The 21199-nt window shown below is 72.2% G+C and carries 14 protein-coding genes; 9 read left to right on the top strand and 5 right to left on the bottom strand.

Annotated elements, in window-relative coordinates:
- Positions 1-11 precede the first annotated feature (11 nt).
- The 7 genes from OG430_RS08470 to OG430_RS08440 all read left to right on the top strand — a co-directional run bounded on the left by OG430_RS08470 (position 12) and on the right by OG430_RS08440 (position 12459).
- Positions 12-371, top strand: coding sequence for a hypothetical protein (locus OG430_RS08470; protein ID WP_327351814.1), 360 nt, complete (start codon positions 12-14; stop codon positions 369-371).
- On the top strand, positions 368-754 hold the full coding sequence (locus tag OG430_RS08465; protein ID WP_327351813.1) for a GPW/gp25 family protein: 387 nt from the start codon (positions 368-370) through the stop codon (positions 752-754). Before OG430_RS08470 ends, OG430_RS08465 begins: the two co-directional genes overlap by 4 nt.
- Positions 751-3894 (top strand): putative baseplate assembly protein, encoded by a 3144-nt coding sequence (locus OG430_RS08460; RefSeq protein WP_327351812.1) that lies wholly within the window; start codon positions 751-753, stop codon positions 3892-3894. Before OG430_RS08465 ends, OG430_RS08460 begins: the two co-directional genes overlap by 4 nt.
- 34 nt (positions 3895-3928) lie before the next feature.
- Entirely contained in the window at positions 3929-7705 is a 3777-nt protein-coding gene (locus OG430_RS08455; protein WP_327351811.1) for a putative baseplate assembly protein, read from the top strand.
- Positions 7705-9846 carry a hypothetical protein gene (locus tag OG430_RS08450; protein WP_327351810.1) on the top strand — a complete coding sequence of 714 codons (2142 nt, stop codon included), beginning with the start codon at positions 7705-7707 and terminating at the stop codon, positions 9844-9846. Before OG430_RS08455 ends, OG430_RS08450 begins: the two co-directional genes overlap by 1 nt.
- Before the next feature lie 73 nt (positions 9847-9919).
- Positions 9920-11518: a DUF6519 domain-containing protein gene (locus OG430_RS08445; protein WP_327351809.1), complete on the top strand. Its 1599-nt coding sequence runs from the start codon at positions 9920-9922 to the stop codon at positions 11516-11518.
- Positions 11518-12459 (top strand): peptidoglycan-binding protein, encoded by a 942-nt coding sequence (locus tag OG430_RS08440; protein ID WP_327351808.1) that lies wholly within the window; start codon positions 11518-11520, stop codon positions 12457-12459. Before OG430_RS08445 ends, OG430_RS08440 begins: the two co-directional genes overlap by 1 nt.
- Before the next feature lie 96 nt (positions 12460-12555).
- Here OG430_RS08440 and OG430_RS08435 read toward each other — a convergent pair whose 3' ends face one another.
- The 5 genes from OG430_RS08435 to OG430_RS08415 all read right to left on the bottom strand — a co-directional run bounded on the left by OG430_RS08435 (position 12556) and on the right by OG430_RS08415 (position 18874).
- Positions 12556-13167, bottom strand: a complete 612-nt coding sequence (locus OG430_RS08435) for a hypothetical protein (protein ID WP_327351807.1) — start codon at positions 13165-13167, stop codon at positions 12556-12558.
- A gap of 45 nt (positions 13168-13212) precedes the next feature.
- Positions 13213-14346, bottom strand: a complete 1134-nt coding sequence (locus OG430_RS08430; protein ID WP_327351806.1) for a mechanosensitive ion channel family protein — start codon at positions 14344-14346, stop codon at positions 13213-13215.
- Positions 14347-14634: 288 nt separating this feature from the next.
- A complete protein-coding gene (locus OG430_RS08425) occupies positions 14635-16695 on the bottom strand; it encodes a phosphocholine-specific phospholipase C (protein ID WP_327351805.1) in 2061 nt (686 codons plus the stop codon).
- 192 nt (positions 16696-16887) lie between these two features.
- Complete coding sequence (locus OG430_RS08420; protein WP_327351804.1) at positions 16888-17376, bottom strand: pyridoxamine 5'-phosphate oxidase family protein; 489 nt, start codon at positions 17374-17376, stop codon at positions 16888-16890.
- A gap of 31 nt (positions 17377-17407) precedes the next feature.
- Positions 17408-18874 carry an MFS transporter gene (locus OG430_RS08415; RefSeq protein WP_327351803.1) on the bottom strand — a complete coding sequence of 489 codons (1467 nt, stop codon included), beginning with the start codon at positions 18872-18874 and terminating at the stop codon, positions 17408-17410.
- 205 nt (positions 18875-19079) lie between these two features.
- Here OG430_RS08415 and OG430_RS08410 point away from each other — a divergent pair, with 205 nt between their 5' ends.
- Positions 19080-20003 (top strand): LysR family transcriptional regulator, encoded by a 924-nt coding sequence (locus tag OG430_RS08410; RefSeq protein WP_327351802.1) that lies wholly within the window; start codon positions 19080-19082, stop codon positions 20001-20003.
- Positions 20004-20085: 82 nt separating this feature from the next.
- Positions 20086-21198 carry a hypothetical protein gene (locus OG430_RS08405; protein WP_327351801.1) on the top strand — a complete coding sequence of 371 codons (1113 nt, stop codon included), beginning with the start codon at positions 20086-20088 and terminating at the stop codon, positions 21196-21198.
- Position 21199 lies beyond the last annotated feature (1 nt).

Here is a 21199-nt window from a genome sequence, read left to right as displayed (position 1 = left end):
GACGAATCAAGTTGTCCGGGACATCCGGGGTATCCGGGAGCCTGCTCGGCGAGGACGCCGTGATCAGCTGCCCGCACGGCGGCCGAGCCACGGCCGCCAGTACATCGACATCGAACGGGGCGGTGCTGCTCAACGGCGTGCCGGTCCTCACCGGCGCGCACACCCATGTGGTCGCAGGCTGCCCGCACACCGTCGACGGCGTGCCCTCACCCTGTGTGGCCGTCCGCTTCGCCGCGCACGACATCGGCATCACCGTCGACGGCGTGCCCGTGCTGCTCGACACCTCCGCGGCCCAGTGCTTCTCGGCGGCCTTCGTCGCCCAGGGGCCGCCCTTCGTCCAGGCCACGCAGCGAGAGGTGACGGTCGGATGAGCCGACGCACACGGATCCGCAGCGACTTCGCCTTCCCGTTCCGGGTCGACCGGCGGGGGCGTACCGCGCACGCGGACCACGACGAGCATGTACGCGACCTGATCGAGCAGTTGCTGTTCACCAGCCCCGGCGAGCGCGTGATGCGCCCCGACTTCGGCTGCGGACTGCTCGACCTGGTCTTCTCCCCGAACAGCCCCGAGCTGACCAGCACCCTCGAACTGTCCGTGCAGGCCGCCCTGCAGCGCTGGCTCGGCGACCTGATCGAGGTCGAGGCGCTGGACATGGAAAGCGACGAGAACGTCGTACGCGTCTTCCTCGCCTATGCCGTGCGCGCCACCGGGACCCGCCGTGACGACGTCTTCGAAGGGAGGGCCCAGGCGTGAGCACCAGCACCGTAGGCCGACGGGCCAAGGTAAGAGCCGCACAGCTCAACGGAGTTGACGCCGTGGAGGTCGGTGACGACGGGTTCACCCTCACCGTCACCTTCCTCGGCAAGGCCCCGCACGGCCTGTGCCCGGAGAACGTACGCATCGACGGCGGCCGCCGCGTCACCGGCATCCACGCCCTGGACGTGAGCGTCGAGCGCGAGGAGGACCCCGAGCTCGACGACCGCCTGTACGTCACCCTCGACAAGGCCGGCGACACCTCCCGCTACCGGCTCTCCCTCGTGGAGGCCGACCCCTACGGGCGGCCCGGCGACGTGCCCTTCCGCGGCTTCGACCAGCGCTACCACAGCGCAGGCTTCGTCTTCCGGCCCGACTGCCCCACGCCCTTCGACTGCAAGGACGATCCTCAACAGGCCGAAGAGGGCGCGGAGTTCCCCGCGGCGCCGGTCATCGACTACACGGCCCGCGACTACGAGACCATCCGCAAGCTCCTCCTGGACCGCCTCGCACTCACCACCCCCGACTGGGTCGAGCGCAACCCCGCCGACCTCGGCATGACCCTGGTCGAGCTGCTCGCCCACACCGGCGACCGGATCAGCTACCAGCAGGACGCGGTCGCCACCGAGGCCTATCTGGACACCGCCCGCCGCCGGATCTCCGTACGCCGCCACGTACGGCTCATCGACTACGCGATGCACGACGGGGTGGGCGCGCGGGCGTACGTCGCCGTGGAGACGGCCGGCGAGCACACCCTGCTGCCGGGCACCTACCGCTTCGCCTCCGTCGACGTACGCACCCTCGACGCGCACGACCGGCCCGAGCCCGGCACCGTCATCGACGACGCCGACCTCGCCGACCTGGACGAGCGCGGCTCGGTGGAGGTCTTCGAACCGGTCGCCGCCGACGAACCGCTCCGGCTCCTCGACGCGCACAACGCGATCCGGCTGTGGACCTGGGGCGGCGACACCTGTGCCCTGCCCACAGGCGCCACCGCCGTCACCCTGCGCGACGAGTGGGCCGATCCCGAGCTGTGCCAGGAGCGGCGGCTCGACCTGCACCCCGGCGACGTACTGATCCTGGAAGAGGTGAAGGGCCCGCGCACCGGCACCCCCGGCGACGCCGACCCCACCCACCGCCAGGCGGTTCGCCTCACCTCCGTCACCCCCGGCGTCGACCGCATCGAGGACCAGCCCGTCCTGGAGGTCACCTGGGCCGCCGAGGACGCCCTGCGCTTCCCGCTCTGCCTGACCACGCTCGGCGGCCGCGACTGCGCACCGGTCGAGGACGTCAGCCTGGCGCGCGGCAACGTGGCCCTCGTCGACCACGGCCGCTCCCTGAACTGGTGCGGCGACGCACTGCCCGAGACGGTGACCGTGCCGCACGACCCGGCGGTCGTCGGCTCCTGCGAGCCACCCGCGTTCGGCTGCGCCGACCGCGACGAGGGCAACGCACCCGCGCGGCTCATCAACTTCCTTGCGGATAAGGCGGAGTGCGGTACGTCGCTGAGCGCGGACGACGTCCGTGAGCTGTTCGCCGTCGTGGGAGAGGCCGAGACGAGCCGCGCCGGGCTAGGCCTCGAACTGGCCGGGCAGCGCCAGGAACGTGTCGTCCCCGGCACGGCCTACGCGCAGGCCGGGGCCCTGCGGACCCTGCTCGCCCAGTCCGTGTACCCGGGCATCAGGCCCCGCTTCCACCCGAAGCTCGCCCGCACCCCCGTCACCCAGAGTGTCGCCTTCCCCGACCCGGCCCACGTCAGCAAGGGCCAGGCCGACCGGCTCGCCGCGATACCGGAGCGGATCAAGCAGCGCCTGGTCGAGCTGTGGCGCAGCGCCCGCGACCGAGACGGGCTCGACGAGGCGGAGATCGCCGAGCTGACGGTGATCTACGGCCTGAAGATCCTGGAACGCCTCGAACTGCACCTCCACCCGGTCCGGGCCCTTCGCGAACTCCTGCACCGCAGCGACAAGTTGATCGCGAACAAGCTGCGCCGCATCGAGGTCCTCACCGCCCGCGCCCGCGCGGGAACGGTCCTCGACGGGCGCATCGCCTGGGAGATCGCCCACAGCTGGGGCCCGCCCTACGCCGCCGGACTCCACCCCGACGAGCCCGTCCTGCGCGGCCCGGCGAGCACCGCCCTCGTCCAGGACCCGCGCCGCGCCCTGCCCGCCGTACGCGTCCACGAGGGCGAGCACGTCTGGGAGCCGCGCCGCGACCTGTTCGAAAGCGGCCCGCGCGAGCGGCACTTCGTGGGCGAGCTCGACGACGACGGGCGCCTCGCCCTGCGCTTCGGCGACGGCCTGCACGGCGCCCGGCCCACCCCGGGCGCCCGCCTGGAGCTCCGCTACCGGCTCGGCGGCCCCACCGCCGGCAACGTGGGCGCGGAGGCCATCAACCACCTGGTGCTCTGCCGGGACGACGACGCCGACGAGGCCACCGTCCCCGTCGCGGGCGTGCGCAACCCGCTGCCCGCACTCGGCGGAGTGGAGCCCGAACCCCTGGAGCAGGTACGCCAGTTGGCCCCGCTCGACCTGCGCCGCACCCGGCTGCGCGCCGTCACCGCCGACGACTACGCGGCCCTCGCCTCGGCCCTGCCCGGCGTCCAGCGGGCCGCCGCCGAGATCCGCTGGACCGGCAGCGTCCAGGAGGCGCACATCGCCATCGACGCGCTGGGGACCGGCTCCCCGCCCCCTGCCCTGCTCGACTCGGTCGCGCACTCCCTGGAGGCGTACCGGCGCATCGGCCACGACCTGGTCGTCGGCCCCGCCCGGCACGTGCCGGTGGACATCGCGCTGACCGTGTGCGCCGAGCCCGGCCACCAGCAGGGCCAGGTCCTGGCCGAGCTCTACCGCGTCCTGGGCCGCGGCCGGCTGCCCGGGGGGCGGCTCGGCTTCTTCCACCCGGACGCCCTGACGTTCGGCGAACCGGTACGGCTCAGCCGCCTGGTCGCGGCGGCCGCCGCGGTGCAGGGCGTCTCAAGCGTCCAAGTCACCCGCCTGCGAAGGCTGTTCCACGAGGACCGATCGGAGAGGGAGGACGGCGTGCTGCGGCTCGGCCCGCTGGAGATCGCGACCTGCGACAACGACCCGGACCGGCCCGAGAACGGGCGCCTGGAGATCACCCTGGGAGGTGCCCGATGAGCGGCACGTCCCCCCTCACCCTGCGAGGTGCCCGATGAGCGACGACTGCACCTGTGGCGGCACCTGCGGCCCGTGCGGCGGCGGTCACGACGAGCGGCAAGCTCCGGTCGCGCCGCACAACCCGCCGGGCCGCACCGCCCTGGATTACCGCGTCGGCGAGTACGGCTCCTTCCTGGCCGCCCTCCACGACCGGCTGGCCTCACCCGCCTACCCGGCCCTGGAACGGCTCACCGTCCGCACCCCCGACGACCCGGCGCTCGGCCTGCTCGATGCCACCGCCGTCCTCGGGGACCTGCTGACCTTCCACTCCGAGCGGATCGCCGACGAGGCGTATGTGCGTACCGCCAACGAGCATCGCTCCCTGGTGCTCCTCGGCCGTCTGGTCGGCCACCGGCCGCGCCCCGGAGTCGCCGCCTCCACCCACCTCGCGTACCGCCTGGACCGCGACCCGCGCGCCGAGGCGCTGCCCGTCGTCATCCCGCGCGGGGCGCGCAGTCACTCCGTGCCCGCCTCGGCCGACGAGGAGTCGCAGACCTTCGAGACGGCCCGGGACCTGACGGCCCGCTGGGACTGGAACGAGCTCAAGGTCCGCAGGCGGCGGGCCTCGCTCATCACCCCGGACGACGTGGAGCGCCGCTCCGCGCTGTTCGTCGAGGGCACGGACAACTCCCTGCGCACCGGCGACCAGTTGCTGTTCGTCTTCGAGGAGAAGGCGGGCGGCGACCGGCGCCTCGCACCCGTCGCGAGCGTCCGCGTCGACCGGGACGACGACATCACCGCCATCGGTCTGCCCATCTCGGCGCCGCCGACCCTCAAGGAGCTCGTCGACGAGGTCGGGCGCTGGGTCGCCGAACCCATGGGGCCGGGCGAACCGGGCGAGGAGCCGCCCACGCCCGAGGTGCCCAACCCGCGGCCGGTCAGCCTGTTCATCGAGGAGTTCGACCTCCAGGTACTCAAGCCGCTGCGGGCCGATCTGCCGGGCATCAAGACGCCCGGCAAGCTCGCCGCCCGCCTCGCCGAACCGGTGGAGCGACTCGGCGAGGCGCAGGTTCTCACCCAGGCGTACGAAGATGTCGCCGGCTGGTTCGAGCAGCTGAAGGCCGTCCTGGCCGAACTCGCCGAGCGGGCACTGGAGTTGGCGCCCGCCCGGGCGGTGGACGACGACGCGCGCGCCGCCGCGCTGACCTACACGGCACAGCGGCAGGAGCCCCGGGCCGGCGCCTTCGACGCCCTGGCCGCTCTGGTCCCCGCCCTCACCACCGGCAGCGCCGCCGGGTCCGGCCAGGGCCCCGCCGCCCCGACCCCGGGCGCCGACACGGCCCGCCTCCTCACGGCCCTGCACCCCGGCCTCGCCCACACCCTTCCGCCGGCCCTGCGCAGGGCGAAGGCGCCGAGCGCGCCCAAGCTGCTGCGTGAACTTCTCGCCATGCGCGTACGCACGGCGCCGTTCGGCGCGGCGGCCCCGCTCAAGCCGGTCCAGGACGACCGCGGCCGCGTCATCCGCACCGCCGACTGGCCGCTCACCGGCGCCGTGCTGACCAGCATGCGCATCGTCTTCGACACCTCGGGCAAGGTGCCGGAGAAGGCCGAGTTCCAGTACATCGAGGGCTCCGGCTCCGACCAGCGCTCGGAGAACCTGCTCGGCCAGACGCCGATACCGACGTTCCCGCTCGGCCCCGGCAGCGTCACCGTGACGACCCGCGCGGGCCAGAACCGCGAGCTGAGCTGGCTGGCCCGGCGGCCCGCCGACTCCCAGGAGCCGGGCGTCACCGCCCAGTTGCACGCGGGGCTGCCCGCGATGGGCCTGTTCGTGTCCCGGCCCGACGACGAGGGCCGCATCCATGCCGTGGTCGGCACCGGCGCCTCGGATCCGGTGGTCCTGCGGCCCGGCGAGCCCCAGCAGGTCACCCGCGACGGGTACGAGGTGACCCTCGCGTACACGGCGGCCGGCACCCAGCCGAACGTCGAGCTCGTCATCGCGAGCAAGCCGGAGCCGGTCAACCGCCGCATCCTGCAGCTGGAGAGCGTGCAGGACGGCATCACGGTCGGCAGCTGGGTCGCGATCCGGCGCCCCAAGAAGACGCACGCCCCCGGCGAACCCGACCTGGGGTTCGTCACCACCAAGGTCACATCGGTGCGTACGGCCGCGTACACCAACTACGGCATCACCGGCCGCGGCACCGAACTCGTCCTCGCCGACGAGTGGTTGGACGGCACGGACGTGCTGCTCTCGCACATCAGGGACACCACGGTGTACGCGGTGGGCGAGCCGCTGCGGATGGCGGACGAGCCGCTCGGCGAGGACGTGCACGGCAACGAGATCGAACTGGCCGAGCTCCACACCGATCTGCAGCGCGGCCGCACGCTCATCGTCGGCGGGCAGCGCAGCGACATCCCCGGCACGACCGGTGTCGAGGCCACCGAGGTCGTGGTGATCGCCGCCGCCGAGCGGGTCACCGACCCGACCGCACCCGACGGTCCCTTCCACACCAGGCTCACCCTGACCGCGGACCTCGCACACCGCTACTGCCGCGAGACGGTGAAGATCCTCGGCAACGTCGTCGAGGCGACGCACGGCGAGAGCCGCGACGAGCCCATCGGCAGCGGCAACTCCGACCGCACGAACCAGACGTTCGCCCTGTGGCAGTCACCCCTCACCTGGATGGCCTCCGACACGCCGCTGGGCGCGACACCCGCCCTGGAGGTACGCGTCGACGGCCTGCTCTGGCACGCCGTGGACAGCCTCGCCGGACGCGGTCCCCGCGACCGGATCTACATCACCGGCACCACCGCCGACGGCCGCACCACCGTGACCTTCGGCGACGGTGTGCACGGCGCCCGGCTGCCCAGCGGCCACGAGAACGTCCGGGCCCGCTACCGCTTCGGCACCGGCAAGGCCGCCAACGTCGCCGCGGACCGCATCACCCAGGCGGTGACCCGGCCCCTCGGCGTCACCGCGGTCAGCAACCCGCGGCCCGCCACCGGAGGCGCCGACGCGGACGGCCCCGCGCTCACCCGCTCCACCATCCCGCTGTCGGTCGCGGCCCTGGACCGCCTGGTCTCGGCGCCCGACTACGAGGACTTCGCCCGCTCCCGCGCCGGGATCGGCCGGGCCTTCGCCCGTGAACTCTTCGACGGCAGGCGGCGGTTGCTGCATGTGACGGTCGCCGGCACGGACGACGTGCCGATCGCCGAGGACTCCGACCTGCTGCGGTCGCTGCGCGCCTCCCTCACCGCGTACGGCGATCCACGCCTTGCCGTGCGGGTCGACGTACGCGAACTGGTGGTGCTGCTCCTCGCCGCGAAGGTGAAGGTGGCGCCCGACCACTCCTGGGAGATCGTCCAGCCGCGCCTGCGTCAGGCCCTGCTGCGCCGACTCGGGTTCGAGGGAAGGGAGTTGGGCCGCCCCGCAGCCCTCTCCGAAGTCCTCGCCACGGCACACCGGGTGCCGGGCGTCGACTACCTGGACGTCGACGTGTTCACCGGCGTCCCCGCCTCGGCGACCCCCGCGGAGCTGGCCGAGCTCGTCACCGACCCTGGCCCGCCGCGCGCCTCGGTGCCGGCCCGCCCGGCGACGTACGACGAACGCACCTACACCGTGCGCGACAAGGACGGCGAGACCCTCTCGTCGATCAGCGCCCGGCACGGACTGCCGCTCGCCGAACTGCTGCGCCTCAACCCCGACATCACCGACACCCGGCGCCTGGCCAAGGGCCGTTCGGTGTACGTCTTCCGCGGCATCCGCCCGGCGCAGCTGGTGCTGCTCTCGCCGAAGGCCGCGGACACCATCGTTCTCACGGAGGTCAAGTGATGTCCCGAGAGCCGGACGGCCTCGCCGACCTGCTGCCCCAGTGGCACCGCCTGCGCGACGCCGAGGAGGGCGAGCCGCTGCGGGCGCTGCTCGCCGTCATGGCCGAGCAGCTGGACCGGGTGCGGGACGGCGTCGAGCAGGGATATGAGGACCTGTTCGTCGAGACGGCCGAGCCCTGGGTGCTGCCCTACCTCGGCGACCTCGTGGGCTACCGCACCCTGCCCGGCTACGAGCGCGTCCTCAGCACCGGTCTGCGCGGGGCGAGTTCGGCCCGCCTGGAGCAGGCGATCGCCCCGCGCCGCGACGTGGCAGCCACCGTCGGCAGCCGCCGCCGCAAGGGCACCCTGCACCTCCTGGAGGAAATCTCCGAGCAGGTCGCCAACTGGCCCGCGCGGGCCGTGGAGTTGTCGCGGCTCGTCTCCCAGCAGCAGCCGGTCAAGCTGTACGCGGACGGGGCGGGGCACCGCGCCGGGCGTGGGCGCACGGCCGATCTGCGCGACGGTGCGGCGCTCGATCTGGCGGGCGGGCCCTTCGGGGCGGTGCCGCGCACGGTGGACGTGCGGCGCGCCGACTCCCGGCACCGGCAAGGAGGTTGGAGCCCGGCCGGGGTGGCGCTGTTCGTGTGGCGGCTCAAGGCGTACTCGCTGACCACGTCACCCGCGTACTGCATCGACCGGGCCCGCAACCTGTACACCTTCTCCATCCTCGGCAACGACAGCCCCCTGGTGACCAAGCCGGAGCCGGAGCCGTCCGCGACGCACATCGCGACGGTCGACAACGTCCCGGCGTTCATCCGGCGCCGCCAGCTGCACGACCGGCTCGCCGACTACTACGGGCCCGGCAAGAGCTTCGTCATCCGCCGTGACGGCGAGGACAAGCCCGTGCCGCTGTCCGACATCGTGGTCGCCGACCTGTCCGAGTGGCGCTACCGGCCCAAGCGCGGACAGGTCGCCGTGGACCCGGAGTTGGGCCGGATCGCCTTCGGTGCGCGCTCGGCCCCCCGGCAGGGCGTGTGGGTCGACTACCACTACGCGTTCGGCGCCGACATGGGCGGCGGCGAGTACCCGCGCGACCGCGTCGAGCGGCCCGACGCCGCCGTCTACCGGGTGGGCCCCGGTGAGACGTACCGGCAGATCATGGACGCCTACCGGGCCTGGCAGCACGACCGCAGGGCCGGGGACTGCGGGCCCGACGGCATCGTCGAGATCACCCACTCCGGCGCCTACCAGGAACAGCTCGACTTCGACCTCGACCCGGGCGACCGCTTCGAACTGCGCGCCGCCGAGGGGGCGCGGCCGGTCATCCGGCTCCTGGACTGGTACAGCAACCGGCCCGACGCCCTCAACATCCGCGCGGTGTCCGAGGATTGCGCCCCCGGCGAGCGGCCCCGCATCGTCCTCGACGGGCTGCTCGTCGCCGGGCGCGGCATCAACGTCACCGGGCCCATGGGCGCCGTCGTCGTACGCCACTCGACGCTCGTGCCCGGCTGGTCCCTGGAGCCCGAGTGCGACCCGCACTCGCCGGAGGAGCCCAGCATCGTCCTGGAGCGCACCACCGCCTGCCTGCAGATCGAGGACAGCATCCTCGGCACCATCGAGGTCATCGGCGAGGAGGTGTCCGAGGAACCCCTCGACATCCATCTGCGCGACTCGATCCTCGACGCCACCGGGAGCGACCGCGAGGCCCTGTCCGCGCCGGACTGCCGGCACGCGCACGCCGTGCTGCACATCCACCGCTCCACCGTCATCGGCGAGATCCACACCCACGCGGTCCGCATCGCCGAGAACTCGCTCTTCACGGGGCGGCTGCACGTGGCCCGGCGGGGCATCGGCTGCATGCGCTTCTCGTACGTTCCCGCCGGATCGCGCACCCCGCGCCGCTACCGGTGCCAGCCCGATCTGGTGGGCCCGGGCGAAGCCGGGCGGGTGCGGCCGCTGTTCACGTCCGAGCGCTACGGCACGCCCTGGTACGGGCAGTTGGCGGACCGCAGCGCCGAGGAGATCCGGCGCGGCGCGGAGGACGGGGCCGAGCTGGGCGCCTTCCACGACCTGTACCGGCCGCAGCGCGAGGACAGCCTGCGGGCCCGCCTCGCGGAGTACGTACCGGCCGGGACGGACGCCGGGATCTTCTTCGTGACCTGAGCCGGGGCCGTGCACCGCGCGCCCATCGACGACTTGCAGACCCGCACATTCCTGAACCAGGGGGACCCCCTTCATGCACGCTGATCTCTCCCGCTCCACCTTCCGGCCCGAGGCGCACTACTCGGCGGTCATCGCCCAGCAGGGCCGGGTCCAGCTCGACGCCGACGCCAACGAGCAGGCCGCGATCCAGCTCCACCAGGCGCGGACGATCGCCGCCGACCTGATAGGGCAGCACGGCGGACCGGTCGACAACCCGGGATTCGGCATCTTCTACCGCGGTGGCACGCCCGACATCGACACCCTGTACATCTACGGCGGCCGCTACTACGTCGACGGCATCCTGTGCGACGCGACCCGCCCCGTCGCGGGTACGCCGGTACCCGACGAGGACGCCGCGGACGCCGCGGACGAGGGCGCCGCGGACGCGCCCGAGGCCGAGAAGCCGTTCTGGACGTACTGGGACCAGCCGGACGGCCACCGGGACCAGGAGCGGCCCGGCGACCGGCTGCCCACCGACTACCCCTTCGTGGTGTACCTCAACGTGTGGGAGCGGGCGGTGACCGCAGCCGAGGACCCGGCGCTGCGCGAGGTCGCGCTCGGCTCGGCGATGCCGGACACGGCCGCCCGCTCCAAGGTCGTCTGGCAGGTCCTGCCGCTCGCCTACTCGGCCCTGGGCCTGGAGGGCGACGTACCGCCGCCCGCCGACGTCCGCGCGGCCTTCGAGAGCTGGGCCCGCAAGGAAGCCGTCCCCAAGTCCCGCCTCGCCGCCCGCAGCGAGCGCCCCGACCACGCCGACGAGGACCCCTGCCTGGTCAGGCCGGACGCCCGCTACCGGGGTCCGGAGAACCAGCTGTACCGCGTGGAGATCCACGAGAAGGGCGAGGCGGGCAAGGACGGCAAGCCCGGCAACGCCACCTTCAAGTGGTCCCGGGAGAACGGCTCCGTGGTCTTCCCCGTCGACGAACTCGACGGCACCTGGGTGCAGTTGGCGACCCTCGGCCAGGACGACAAGCTGGACCTGAACGTCGGCGACCACGTCGAGCTCGTCGACACCGCCTACGCCTCCCGCCTGGAGGCGCTGCCGCTGCTCAGGGTCGAGGAGCTCGACCTGCCCGGCCGCCGGGTCCGCCTGAACGCCGAGCCCGACCAGCACGTCGGGCGCCGCCCCGAGCTGAACCCGTACCTGCGCCGCTGGGACCACCACGAGGCGCCCAAGCGCAAGGGCCGCACCAGCGCGTTGCGGGGCGGCGCCATCCGCATCGAGGAAGGCACCTGGCTGCCGCTCGAGGACGGCGTCGAGGTCTACTTCGAGAAGGGCGGCAAGTACCGCACCGGCGACCACTGGACGGTCGCCGCCCGCACCGCGACCGGCGGCGTGGAATGGCCCACCGACGCCGCCCGCCGGCCGCTCCTGCGACACCCGGCCGGCATCGTCCGCCACTACGCGCCGCTCGCCCTGGTCAAGGGCGAGGGCTCCCCGGTCGACCTGCGCCTGAGCTTCCCCACGCTCGCCCGCCAGTCCATCGCGGTCGCCGACGCGGCCGCCCTGGCCGCCGAGGAGCAGGCCCGCGAGGAGGAGTACGCGGCCGAAGCGGCGTCCGCCGCCCCCGGCGCCGGGCGGTCGCAGACCACGGCCGAGGCCGAGGCCACGGCAGCGGAGGGGGATGCCTGATGGCGAAGCCCCTGACCGCGTCCAAGATGGTGGAGATCCTGCGCGCCGAGGGCCTCACGGTCCACGAGGTGCGCAACTGGCGCCGCCACAACCGCAATACGAAGGGCCCCTTCGGCCCGCTCAACGGCGTGATGATCCACCACACCGTCAGCTCGGGCACCCGCGCCTCCGTCGACCTCTGCTACGAGGGCCACGCCTCGCTGCCGGGACCGCTGTGCCACGGCGTCATCGACAAGAAGGGCGAGATCCACCTCGTCGGCAACGGCCGCGCCAACCACGCGGGCCTCGGCGACAGCGACGTACTGCGCGCGGTGGTCAACGAGACGAGGCTGCCGCACGACAACGAGGCCGACTCCGACGGCAACCGGCACTTCTACGGCTTCGAGTGCATCAACCGCGGCGACGGCAGGGACCCCTGGCCCGAGGCGCAGAAGGAGGCCATCGAGAAGGTCGCGGCGGCCATCTGCCGCGCCCACGGCTGGACCGAACGCTCGGTGATCGGCCACAAGGAGTGGCAGCCCGGCAAGGTCGACCCGCGCGGCTTCACCATGGACGGCATGCGGCGGCGCATCGCCGACCGCCTCAAGGGCAACGGCAACGGCGACGGGGGCAATGACGGGGGCGGCACCACCAAGCCGAGGCCGCAGCCCGAGCAGCCGCCCAAGCCGCCGAAGCCGCCGAAGGCCGAGTACGAGCCGTTCCCGGGCGGTGGCTTCTTCCACGTCGGGCAGAGCCATCCCATGATCACCGTCATGGGGCACCGCCTGATGGCGGAGGGCTGCGGCCGCTACGAGGTGCGGCCGAGCCCCGACTGGACCGAGGCGGACCGCAAGTCGTACGCGGCCTGGCAGCACAAGCTGGGCTTCAAGGGGAAGGACGCGGACGGCATCCCCGGGAAGGTCAGCTGGGACCTGCTGAAAGTGCCGAAGTCGGGACGGTGAAGGCCGGGGGGTGAGACGGAGCGGTCGCGGCACGGGAGCCGATGCTCCCTGCCGCGACCGCCGGGTGTGCCTCATGCCCAGGCGTACGAGGACGCCTCAGTCCTCGAAGTAGGCGTCCAGGACCTTGTCCAGCTGGTCCGCCCAGGTGCCCAGCGTCGCCTTGTCGGCGGCCTGGACCTCGGCCGGGTACCAGCGGCCGTTCGGCGTGTGGACCGTGACGGTGAAGCGGCGCCCGAACCGGGACGTGGCCTGCTCCACCGCGCTGATCTCGTCCCAGGTGAATTCGCAGGCCTCCTCGTCGAGCCGGAAGTGGACCCCCGTGGCGTCGACGGTGATGGCGCCGCGGCGGTCGGTGGCCTCGAACTCGGGGCCTTCCGCATCCTTGGCCTTGGCCTCGGCCGCCGCGGCTTCCTCACCGTCGGCGTCCGTGCCCTCGCCGTCCGTGCTCTCGGCCTCTGTGTCCTCGCCGTCCGTGTCCGCGGTCGTCCCGCCCTCGGCCGCCTCGTCGAGACCGGCGGCCTCCTCGCTCGCGGATGCCGCACCGTCCGCGGCGGCCGACGCGTCGTCCGCGGCCGTCTCAACGTCGGCGTCGCTGTCGACCGGGGCCGGCTTGGCGGTGGGAACGAAACCCGGAACGAAGGCCGGATCGGTCGCCGCCGTGTTCAAGGGGGCTGCGTTCTTGGCGTGCTCGTCTATGCGCTTTTCCACGGTGCGCAGTATGGCCGATCAGGCTGTGCGGCGTCGCGTCCCGCGTCAGGGCCGCAGCGGAATCGATGCATCGCGCTGGTGCGGCACCGGGTGCGGGCTCTGGATCACGGCCTCCTGCGCCAGTCCCGACAGCTCCGACACGTCCGGGCCCGGGCCCTGCTGGATCGCGACGGACCGGGTCGGCGCGGGGATACGGATGCCCTCCGCGCGGAACCGGGTGTGCAGCTGCTTGATGAACTCGTGCTTGATCCGGTACTGGTCGCTGAACTCGCCGACGCCCAGGATCACCGTGAAGTTGATCCGCGAGTCCCCGAACGTGTGGAACCGCACGGCGGGTTCGTGCTCGGGCACCGCCCCGTCCACGCCCATCATCACGCTCGCGACGACCTCCATGGTGACCCGCTCCACATGCTCCAGGTCGCTGTCGTAGCCGACGCCCACCTGCACCAGGATCGACAGCTGCTGCTCGGGCCGGGTGAAGTTGGTCATATTGGTGCCGGACAGCTGCGCGTTGGGGATGATCACCAGGTTGTTGGAGAGGTTGCGCACCACGGTGTTGCGCCAGTTGATGTCGACGACATAGCCCTCCTCACCACTGCTGAGCCGGATGTAGTCACCGGGCTGCACCGTCTTCGAGGCGAGGATGTGCACGCCCGCGAAGAGGTTGGCGAGGGTGTCCTGCAGGGCGAGGGCGACCGCCAGTCCACCCACACCGAGCGCGGTGATGAGCGGGGCGATGGAGACGCCGAGGGTCTCCAGGACGACGAGCACACCGATCGCGAGGACCACGACGCGCGTGATGTTCACGAAGATGGTCGCCGATCCGGCGACACCGGTCCTGGCGTGCGTCACGGACCGTACGAGCCGGGTGACCACACGGGCCACGGCGAGCGTGGTGACGAGGATGAACAGCGCGGTCAGCGACTGGTTCACGATCGTGCCGACCCGCTTGGTCAGCGGCAGCGCGGCGGCGCCGATCGCGGCACCGCCCACGATCGCGGCCCACGGCACGACCTGGCGCAGGGCGTCGACGACGATGTCGTCCCCGCTCCACGTGGTGCGCCGCGCGTGCTTGCCGAGCCACTTCATGGTGATGCGCAGCAACAGGCCCGCCAGGATGCCCGCGACGATCGCGGTCCCGGCCACCAGCCAGTCGTGCAGGACGAGTTCCCGGGTCACGGGGCACCTCCCGCGCCACGGAGGCCGGAGTGCCGGGGTGCGGAGTGCACCTGGGGATGCGCTATGTGAGGTTTCGTCACGTGTCACCTGCTCGATTGCGGGGGTGCTGACGCCTCGGAGGTACGTACGCGGCCGAGGCGAGCTGTCATCCTGCCGCATGGCCCCCGGCGCGGGGCGGGTACCCCCATCTGGAGCTGGGCGTTCCGGTATGCCCCGGGTCCGGCACGCCTCGGGGCCCGGTCCGTCGTGGAACGGGCCGGGCCCCGAGGGGTGTTGGGCGGTGCCGGGTCAGGCCGTGACGATCGCCGGGTCGCTGACGCTCACCGCGCCCGTCTCGACGTGGCCCGCGAGGCGCCGCAACCAGGCCGCGTCCGCGTCGGACTTGACGGTGATGTCGTACCAGGACTTGCTCGCCCGCAGGTCGACCGTGTGCTCCACGGAGGCGCCCGCGTTCACCTTGAACGTCTGGCTCGCCCCGCCGTAGGCGTTGGTCAGGGTGAGGTTGACGGCCGAGCTGCCCGCGTTCTTGAGGGTCAGCTTGATGTTCCCGCTCGCCTTGTCGTGGCGGGCGACCACCTCGGGGGCCACGGCCTTGCCGGCGCTCTTGAAGTGGCGCAGGAAGCCGTTCGGGCCGAACACCGCCAGATCGTGCCTGCCGTCGCTCGCGTACTGCGAGTTCCAGGTGTCGGCGACCGTCTTGCCGGCCTCGGTGGTGTACGTCCAGGGCCCGTCGGTGCGGTTGCCGGAGCGCACGTGGAAGCAGACGCCCGCGCTCGGCCCCGCGCCGAAGGTGAGCTGGTACTTGCCCGCGGCCGCGTCGTAGACGCCGTCGACCAGCGGGGCGTACGGCAGGGCACGGGCCGGGCGGGAGCCGCGCTCCTGCTTGGGCAGGGTGCCCTTGGCCGGGGCCTTGGGGGAGTAGCCCGGCGGGTAGTCGTGGTTCGGCGGCTCGTACCCGTCGGTGTCCGGCAGCGTCGCGGGCTGGGTGTCGACCTTGCCGAAGTCGAAGGCGGAGGTCAGGTCGCCGCAGATGGCGCGCCGCCACGGCGAGATGTTGGGCTCCTTGACGCCGAAGCGCTTCTCCATGAACCGGATGATCGAGGTGTGGTCGAAGACCTCGGAGTTCACGTAGCCGCCCGTGCTCCACGGCGAGACGACGAGCATCGGCACGCGCTGGCCGAGCCCGTAGTGCCCGGCCGCGTACGAGGCGTTGCCCTTGAAGTAGTCAGAGTCCGTCGCGACGGTCGACTTGCCCTGGTTCGCGTCCTTCGGGACGTACGGCGGCACGACGTGGTCGAAGTAGCCGTCGTTCTCGTCGTACGTGATGAACAGGGCGGTCTTCGCCCACACGTCTGGGTTCGAGGTGAGCGCGTCCAGGACCTGCGCGATGTACCAGGCGCCGTAGTTCACGGGCCAGTTGGGGTGCTCGGAGAACGCCTCCGGCGCCGCTATCCAGGAGATCTTCGGCAGTTTGCCGGCCTTCACGTCGGCCTTGAGGACGTCGAAGTAGCCGTCGCCCGCCTTGACGTTGGTGCCGGTGCGGGCCTTCTCGTACAGGGCATCGCCCGGCTTGGCGCCTCGGAAGGTGTTGAAGTACAGCAGCGAGTTGTCGCCGTAGTTGCCGCGGAACTGGTCGCTGATCCAGCCCCAGTGCCCGGCCGCGTCCAGGCCGTCGCCGATGTCCTGGTACACCTTCCAGGAGACCCCGGCCTGCTCCAGGCGCTCGGCGTACGTCGTCCAGCCGTAGCCCGCCTCCTGGTTGCCGAGGACCGGGCCGCCGCCCGTGCCGTCGTTGCCGACGTAACCCGTCAGCATGTAGTAGCGGTTGGGGTCCGTGGCGCCCAGGAACGAGCAGTGGTAGTCGTCGCAGACGGTGAACGCGTCGGCGAGCGCGTAGTGGAACGGGATGTCCTCGCGCTCCAGGTACACCATCGTCCGCTCGGACTTGGCGTTGACCCAGTTGTCGTACTTGCCGCTGTTGAAGGCGCTGTGGCCGCCCGCCCAGTCGTGGTCGAGGCCCGAGATGAACTGCATGCCGAGGTTCTCGGCGTCGGGGTGGTACGGCAGTACCTCCTTGCCGCCGCCCTGCTGGTTCCACACCGGCTTGCCGCTGGGCAGCGTCACCGGGCGGGGGTCGCCGAAGCCGCGTACGCCCTTCATCGTGCCGAAGTAGTGGTCGAAGGACCGGTTCTCCTGCATCAGGACGACGATGTGCTCGACGTCCTGAAGGGTGCCCGTGGCGCGCGCCGCGGGCAGCGATGCGGCACGGGCGATGCTCTCCGACAGCGCCGCGTAGCCCGCGGTCGCGCCGGCGATCTGGAGGAAACGCCGCCGATTGAGTTCAGGCATGAGTGTGGGGACCTCTTGAAGTGTGTTGGGTTGTGGGGACCTTGCGCCCGGAGTGTTCCAAGAGGAGCCAGTGGAACGGAAGAGGTGGTGACGCGTCAATGACCAGGTGAGGTACGGAAAGCGAACAGCCCGGCGGCGCCGCTCCGTGGAAGAACGGCACCGCCGGGCTGTCTGCGGGAGTTGGGAAAGTGTTCAGGCCGCGTCCGGCTGCCAGATCGTGGAGCGCAGATCCGAGCCGCGGACCAGCTGGATCCGCCAGGGATCGATGCGGATCACCTCGTACTCGGGGTCCTCGGGGCCGCCCCGCCAGTAGTGCACCGGGTCGTAGCCCACACCCGGCGGGCCGCCCCGGACGTAGAGGTCCCAGGCGTGCCTCTTGTCGCTCTCGGCCTCGGCCCAGGCGGAGAGGGCGTCGACGTGGACGGTGTTCTGGCGTGGGTTCCAGTACGAGTACGTCGTGTGCGGGCTGTTGGCCAGGTGCGCCGCCTTCACGGGCGTCTTGTACGCCGCCAGCCAGCCGACGGGGCGGCCGTCGACGACCTCCCAGACGGGCAGCAGGACCCTGGCACGGGGCCGGTTCTTGCGGTCGACCGTGATCATCGTGGCGTACTTGATGTCCCGTACGTAGCTGAAGAAGGTGTCCTGGAGGTCGGCGAAGCTGTCGACTTTGGTGGTGGGCATGTGCCGTGCTCCTTAGGGCTGGGGGAACGTGTCAGTGGGCGGCGGGGAGTTCGGCCGTACGCTCGTCGGCGGACGGCTCGCCCTTGCCGATCACCCGGCCGTCGGCGGACCGGCGGGTGCGTACTCCGAAGCCGGCGATGAGCACCGCGAGCAGGGCGGCGGCGAGCGGCACCCAGAGCGCCGCGCGGTAGCCGTCGAGCAGAGCGGCGGGTGAACTCGACGTGGTGGCCCAGACGTTCACGGTCGCGGCCCCCGAGAGGCCGAGTGCCGCGCCGAACTGGAACGAGGTGTAGAGCAGCCCGCCGGCCAGCCCCTGCTCCTCCTCCTTGACGCCCTCGGTGGCCACGATGGTGAGCGGGCCGTAGGTCAGCGCGAACGCGATGCCGAGCAGGAGCAGGCTCGGGAGCATGGCCAGATAGGTCCAGTCGGCGCCGACTCGCAGGAAGAGGGCGTACGAGAGGGAAGTGACGAGCAGTCCGGCGAGGATCAGCCTGGCGTTGCCGAAGCGGTCGACCAGCTTCGGGACGAGGACCGGCGACAGGATCGCGTCGATGCCGATGACGATCATCGCGAAGCTGGTCTGCAGGGTGGACCAGCCGCGCAGCTCCTGGAGATAGAGGACGACCAGGAACTGGAAGCCGAAGAAGCCTGCCGCGAAGAGCAGCCCGGCCGCGTTCGCCCGCACCAGGGCGCCGCTGCGGAAGATGCCGAGCCGGACCAGGGGTGCGGCGGAGCGACGCTCGACGGCGATGAACGCGGCGAGCGCGGCGAGCCCCGCTCCGAGTGTCGTGACGGTCCAGACGAGCGAGGTGTGGCTGGCGCGCTCGACGCCGAGGACCAGGAGCAGGATCGCCGCGGTGATGGCGAGGCCGCCGGCCAGGTCGAGGCTCTGCCCGGCGCGGTCGGGGCGCGGCGACTTGGGGACGAAGGCGAGCGCGGCGAGCAGGATCAGGGCGGAGAGGACGACCGGTGCGAAGAACACCCAGCGCCAGCCGGCCGAGGTGAGCAGACCGCCCACGACCAGGCCGATCGAGAAGCCGCCCGCCCCGGTGCCGGAGTAGATGAGCAGCGCCCTGTTGCGCCGCGGCCCCTCCTCGAACCCGGTGGTGATGATGGAAAGGCCGGCCGGGGTCATGAAGGCCGCCGCGACACCGGTGACGAAGCGGGCCGTGACCAGCATCCAGCCCTCCGTGGCGAATCCGCCGAGCCCGGAGAACACCAGGAAGACGGAGAGCCACAGGACGAACATCCGGCGCCGCCCGAAGAGGTCGGCGGCGCGCCCGCCCACCAGCATGAAGCCGCCGTACCCGAGGACGTACGCGCTCATGACCCACTGCAACGAGCCGGTGGACAGTCCGAGATCGGCACGGATGGCGGGCAGCGCCACATTGAGCATGGCCACATCGATGCCCTCGAGGAAGATCGCGCCGCACAGGACGAGCAGCACGCCCCAGTCCCGGGCGCTCAGTGGGGCGGCTGAGGCTTTCTGTGCACTCATAACGGTTCAACTCCAGGGTGATGAAAGGTGATGGAGGAGCGCGGGAGGAGCGCGGAACCAACGGCTCCGCGGCTCCGCCGCGACGTCGACGGGGCGTTCATCGGCGGCTCACTCACCCTCCGCCAGAGGCCTGGGCCGGAACAACGGCGAAGATCTCGACGTTCGTTCAGCCAGGCTTACCGATCCGGTTCACCTGGGGGAATTGATGGAACGCGACGAGATCGAATGCTTTCTGCTGCTCGCCGAGGAGCTGCACTTCGGCCGCACCGCCGACCGGATGCGGCTCTCCAAGGCCCGGGTGAGCCAGCTGGTGGCACGCCTCGAACGGCGCGTCGGGGCCCCGCTGTTCGTCCGCACCAGCCGCCGCGTCGCGCTCACCCCGCTGGGGCGGCAGCTGCATGCGGACCTCGAACCGCACCACCGCGCGATGGAGGCGGCCCTGGCCCGCGCCGTCGCCACCGCCCGCGGCATCGACGTGGTCCTGCACGTCGGGTTCGCCAACCCGCTGACCGGCGAGATCGCGCTGAAGGCGGCGGAGACCCTTCGGGTCAGCCACCCCGGACTCACCGTGGAGATCTGCGAGGTGCCGCTCTCCGATCCGTACGGGCAGCTGCGCAGCGGTGACTTCGACGTCCAGCTCCAGGAGTTCCCGGTACGCGAGCACGACCTGGGCGGCGGCCCGACACTGCTCACCGAGGAGCGCGTCCTCACGGTGTCCTCGACGCACCCGCTCGCCACCCGGGACTCGGTGTCGCTGGAGGACCTCGCGGACGTCCCCCTGCTCACCATCGAGGGCGAACTCCCGGACTACTGGCTCAAGGAGCGCGTACCCACGCACACCCCGAGCGGCCGCCCGATCGCGCGCGGCCCCGCGGTGACCCAGATGCAGGAGGCGCTGATGCTGGTGGCGGCCGGCAAGGGCGCCCTGCTCGCCCCCGCCCACACGGCGACGTACTACGCCCGCCCGGGCGTCGCCTACCTCCCCCTCGTCGACGCGGAGCCGGTCGGGTACGGCCTGGTCTGGCGCGCGGAGAACGGCGCGGGCGCGGTGGAGGCATTTGCCGGGGCGGCGCGTGCGGTGGCCCGGGAGGTGGCGCTGGGGGATCCGCGGACGGGGGTGCCGGGGTGACGGAAGACCGGGGTGACGGAAAACCCGTTGGCCGATCATCAGTGCGCTGCGACGATGCCTCTGTTTCCGCTACGGAGGGCAGTTGTTCGTTTTCACGTGCGCGGGGTGCGGCACCGAGCTGACCGCCGCCTTGTCCGAAGTCGCCCTGCCGGTCCATGCCCACCAGAAGTTCGGGAACGGGCTGCAGCTCCCGGTGCTGATGGAGCCGGGCACGTTCGCCGTGGAGCCGGAGCCCTGGGGGCCGCCGTGGCGCAGGTGGGCGGAGCTCGATCCGGACGAGGCGGAGTCCCGCGGCATCTACGCACCGGTCTGGGGCCTGTCCGACGGCGCGCCCGGCGCGATCGTCACGGCACCCGGAGACACCCGTAACACCGTGCTGATCCCGGACAGACGCGGCGGCGCCTGCTGCGGCATGGACGGGGGCGACGGCCCCAACATGGCCTGCGCGGCGTGTGGTTTGCCCGTGGCGACCAGGATCGACGACTGTTCGCTGTGGCAGGCGGTGTGGCTCGCCCCGGACGCCGTGCACCAGCGCCCCGTGGACACGGCCGACGATGCGGCGATGTCCTGGGCAGAGCTGATGGCGGAGGGGAAACGCACGCCCCCGTTCGAGCCGATAACCAACTCGTGGGGTGGTTCGCGGCTGGGGTCGGACCGCTGCTGGAAGTGGAGCCCGCTGTGGGAGGCGGCGGCCGGCCGGGCGCTCGCTCACCTGCTGGCAGCTTCCGAGGGTCGCCGGGTGACCGTCCCGAACGGCCTGGTCGGGGAGGTGTTCCAGCGTGCTCTCGACGCATTGCTGCCCGATCGACTGCCGACGCGGCCCGCGCTCCTGGCCGGACCGGGGTGGCCCGATTCCGACATGAGCGTGGACATCCTGCTGGTGCCGGTCCATCCGCATACGGGCAGGCCCTGGGTCCCGGCCCGCTCGGCCGCCTCCGCCTACCTGGTGCCGCTGCCCTTCGGGGTATGGCTGGGGCTGGCCTTCCCCGAGCAGCACTTGCCCGAGCCCGCCTCGGGCCACCTGCCCGGCGACGTCCTCCGCGACGACCCGCCCGCGCCGCGCGCCAGCCAACTGTTCTGCGCCGACTCGGGGACGTTCGAGCACACCCTGGTCCGCTTGCCGGCCATCCGCAGCCCTTGGCTGCGCGAGATCCTCGAGAACCTCACGCAGCACATGCGCGCCCGGCTGTTCTAGC

The organism is Streptomyces sp. NBC_01304, from assembly GCF_035975855.1.
Classification (GTDB): domain Bacteria; phylum Actinomycetota; class Actinomycetes; order Streptomycetales; family Streptomycetaceae; genus Streptomyces.
The sequence above is the reverse complement of the archived record's forward strand: the minus strand, read 5'-3'. Positions and strand labels throughout refer to the sequence as shown.

Coding starts and splice junctions, on each gene's coding strand:
- OG430_RS08410 (WP_327351802.1), top strand. CDS start 19,080: ATGGAACGCGACGAGATCGAATGCTTTCTGCTGCTCGCCGAGGAGCTG.
- OG430_RS08420 (WP_327351804.1), bottom strand. CDS start 17,376: ATGCCCACCACCAAAGTCGACAGCTTCGCCGACCTCCAGGACACCTTC.
- OG430_RS08425 (WP_327351805.1), bottom strand. CDS start 16,695: ATGCCTGAACTCAATCGGCGGCGTTTCCTCCAGATCGCCGGCGCGACC.
- OG430_RS08445 (WP_327351809.1), top strand. CDS start 9,920: ATGCACGCTGATCTCTCCCGCTCCACCTTCCGGCCCGAGGCGCACTAC.
- OG430_RS08415 (WP_327351803.1), bottom strand. CDS start 18,874: ATGAGTGCACAGAAAGCCTCAGCCGCCCCACTGAGCGCCCGGGACTGG.
- OG430_RS08465 (WP_327351813.1), top strand. CDS start 368: ATGAGCCGACGCACACGGATCCGCAGCGACTTCGCCTTCCCGTTCCGG.
- OG430_RS08450 (WP_327351810.1), top strand. CDS start 7,705: ATGTCCCGAGAGCCGGACGGCCTCGCCGACCTGCTGCCCCAGTGGCAC.
- OG430_RS08455 (WP_327351811.1), top strand. CDS start 3,929: ATGAGCGACGACTGCACCTGTGGCGGCACCTGCGGCCCGTGCGGCGGC.
- OG430_RS08440 (WP_327351808.1), top strand. CDS start 11,518: ATGGCGAAGCCCCTGACCGCGTCCAAGATGGTGGAGATCCTGCGCGCC.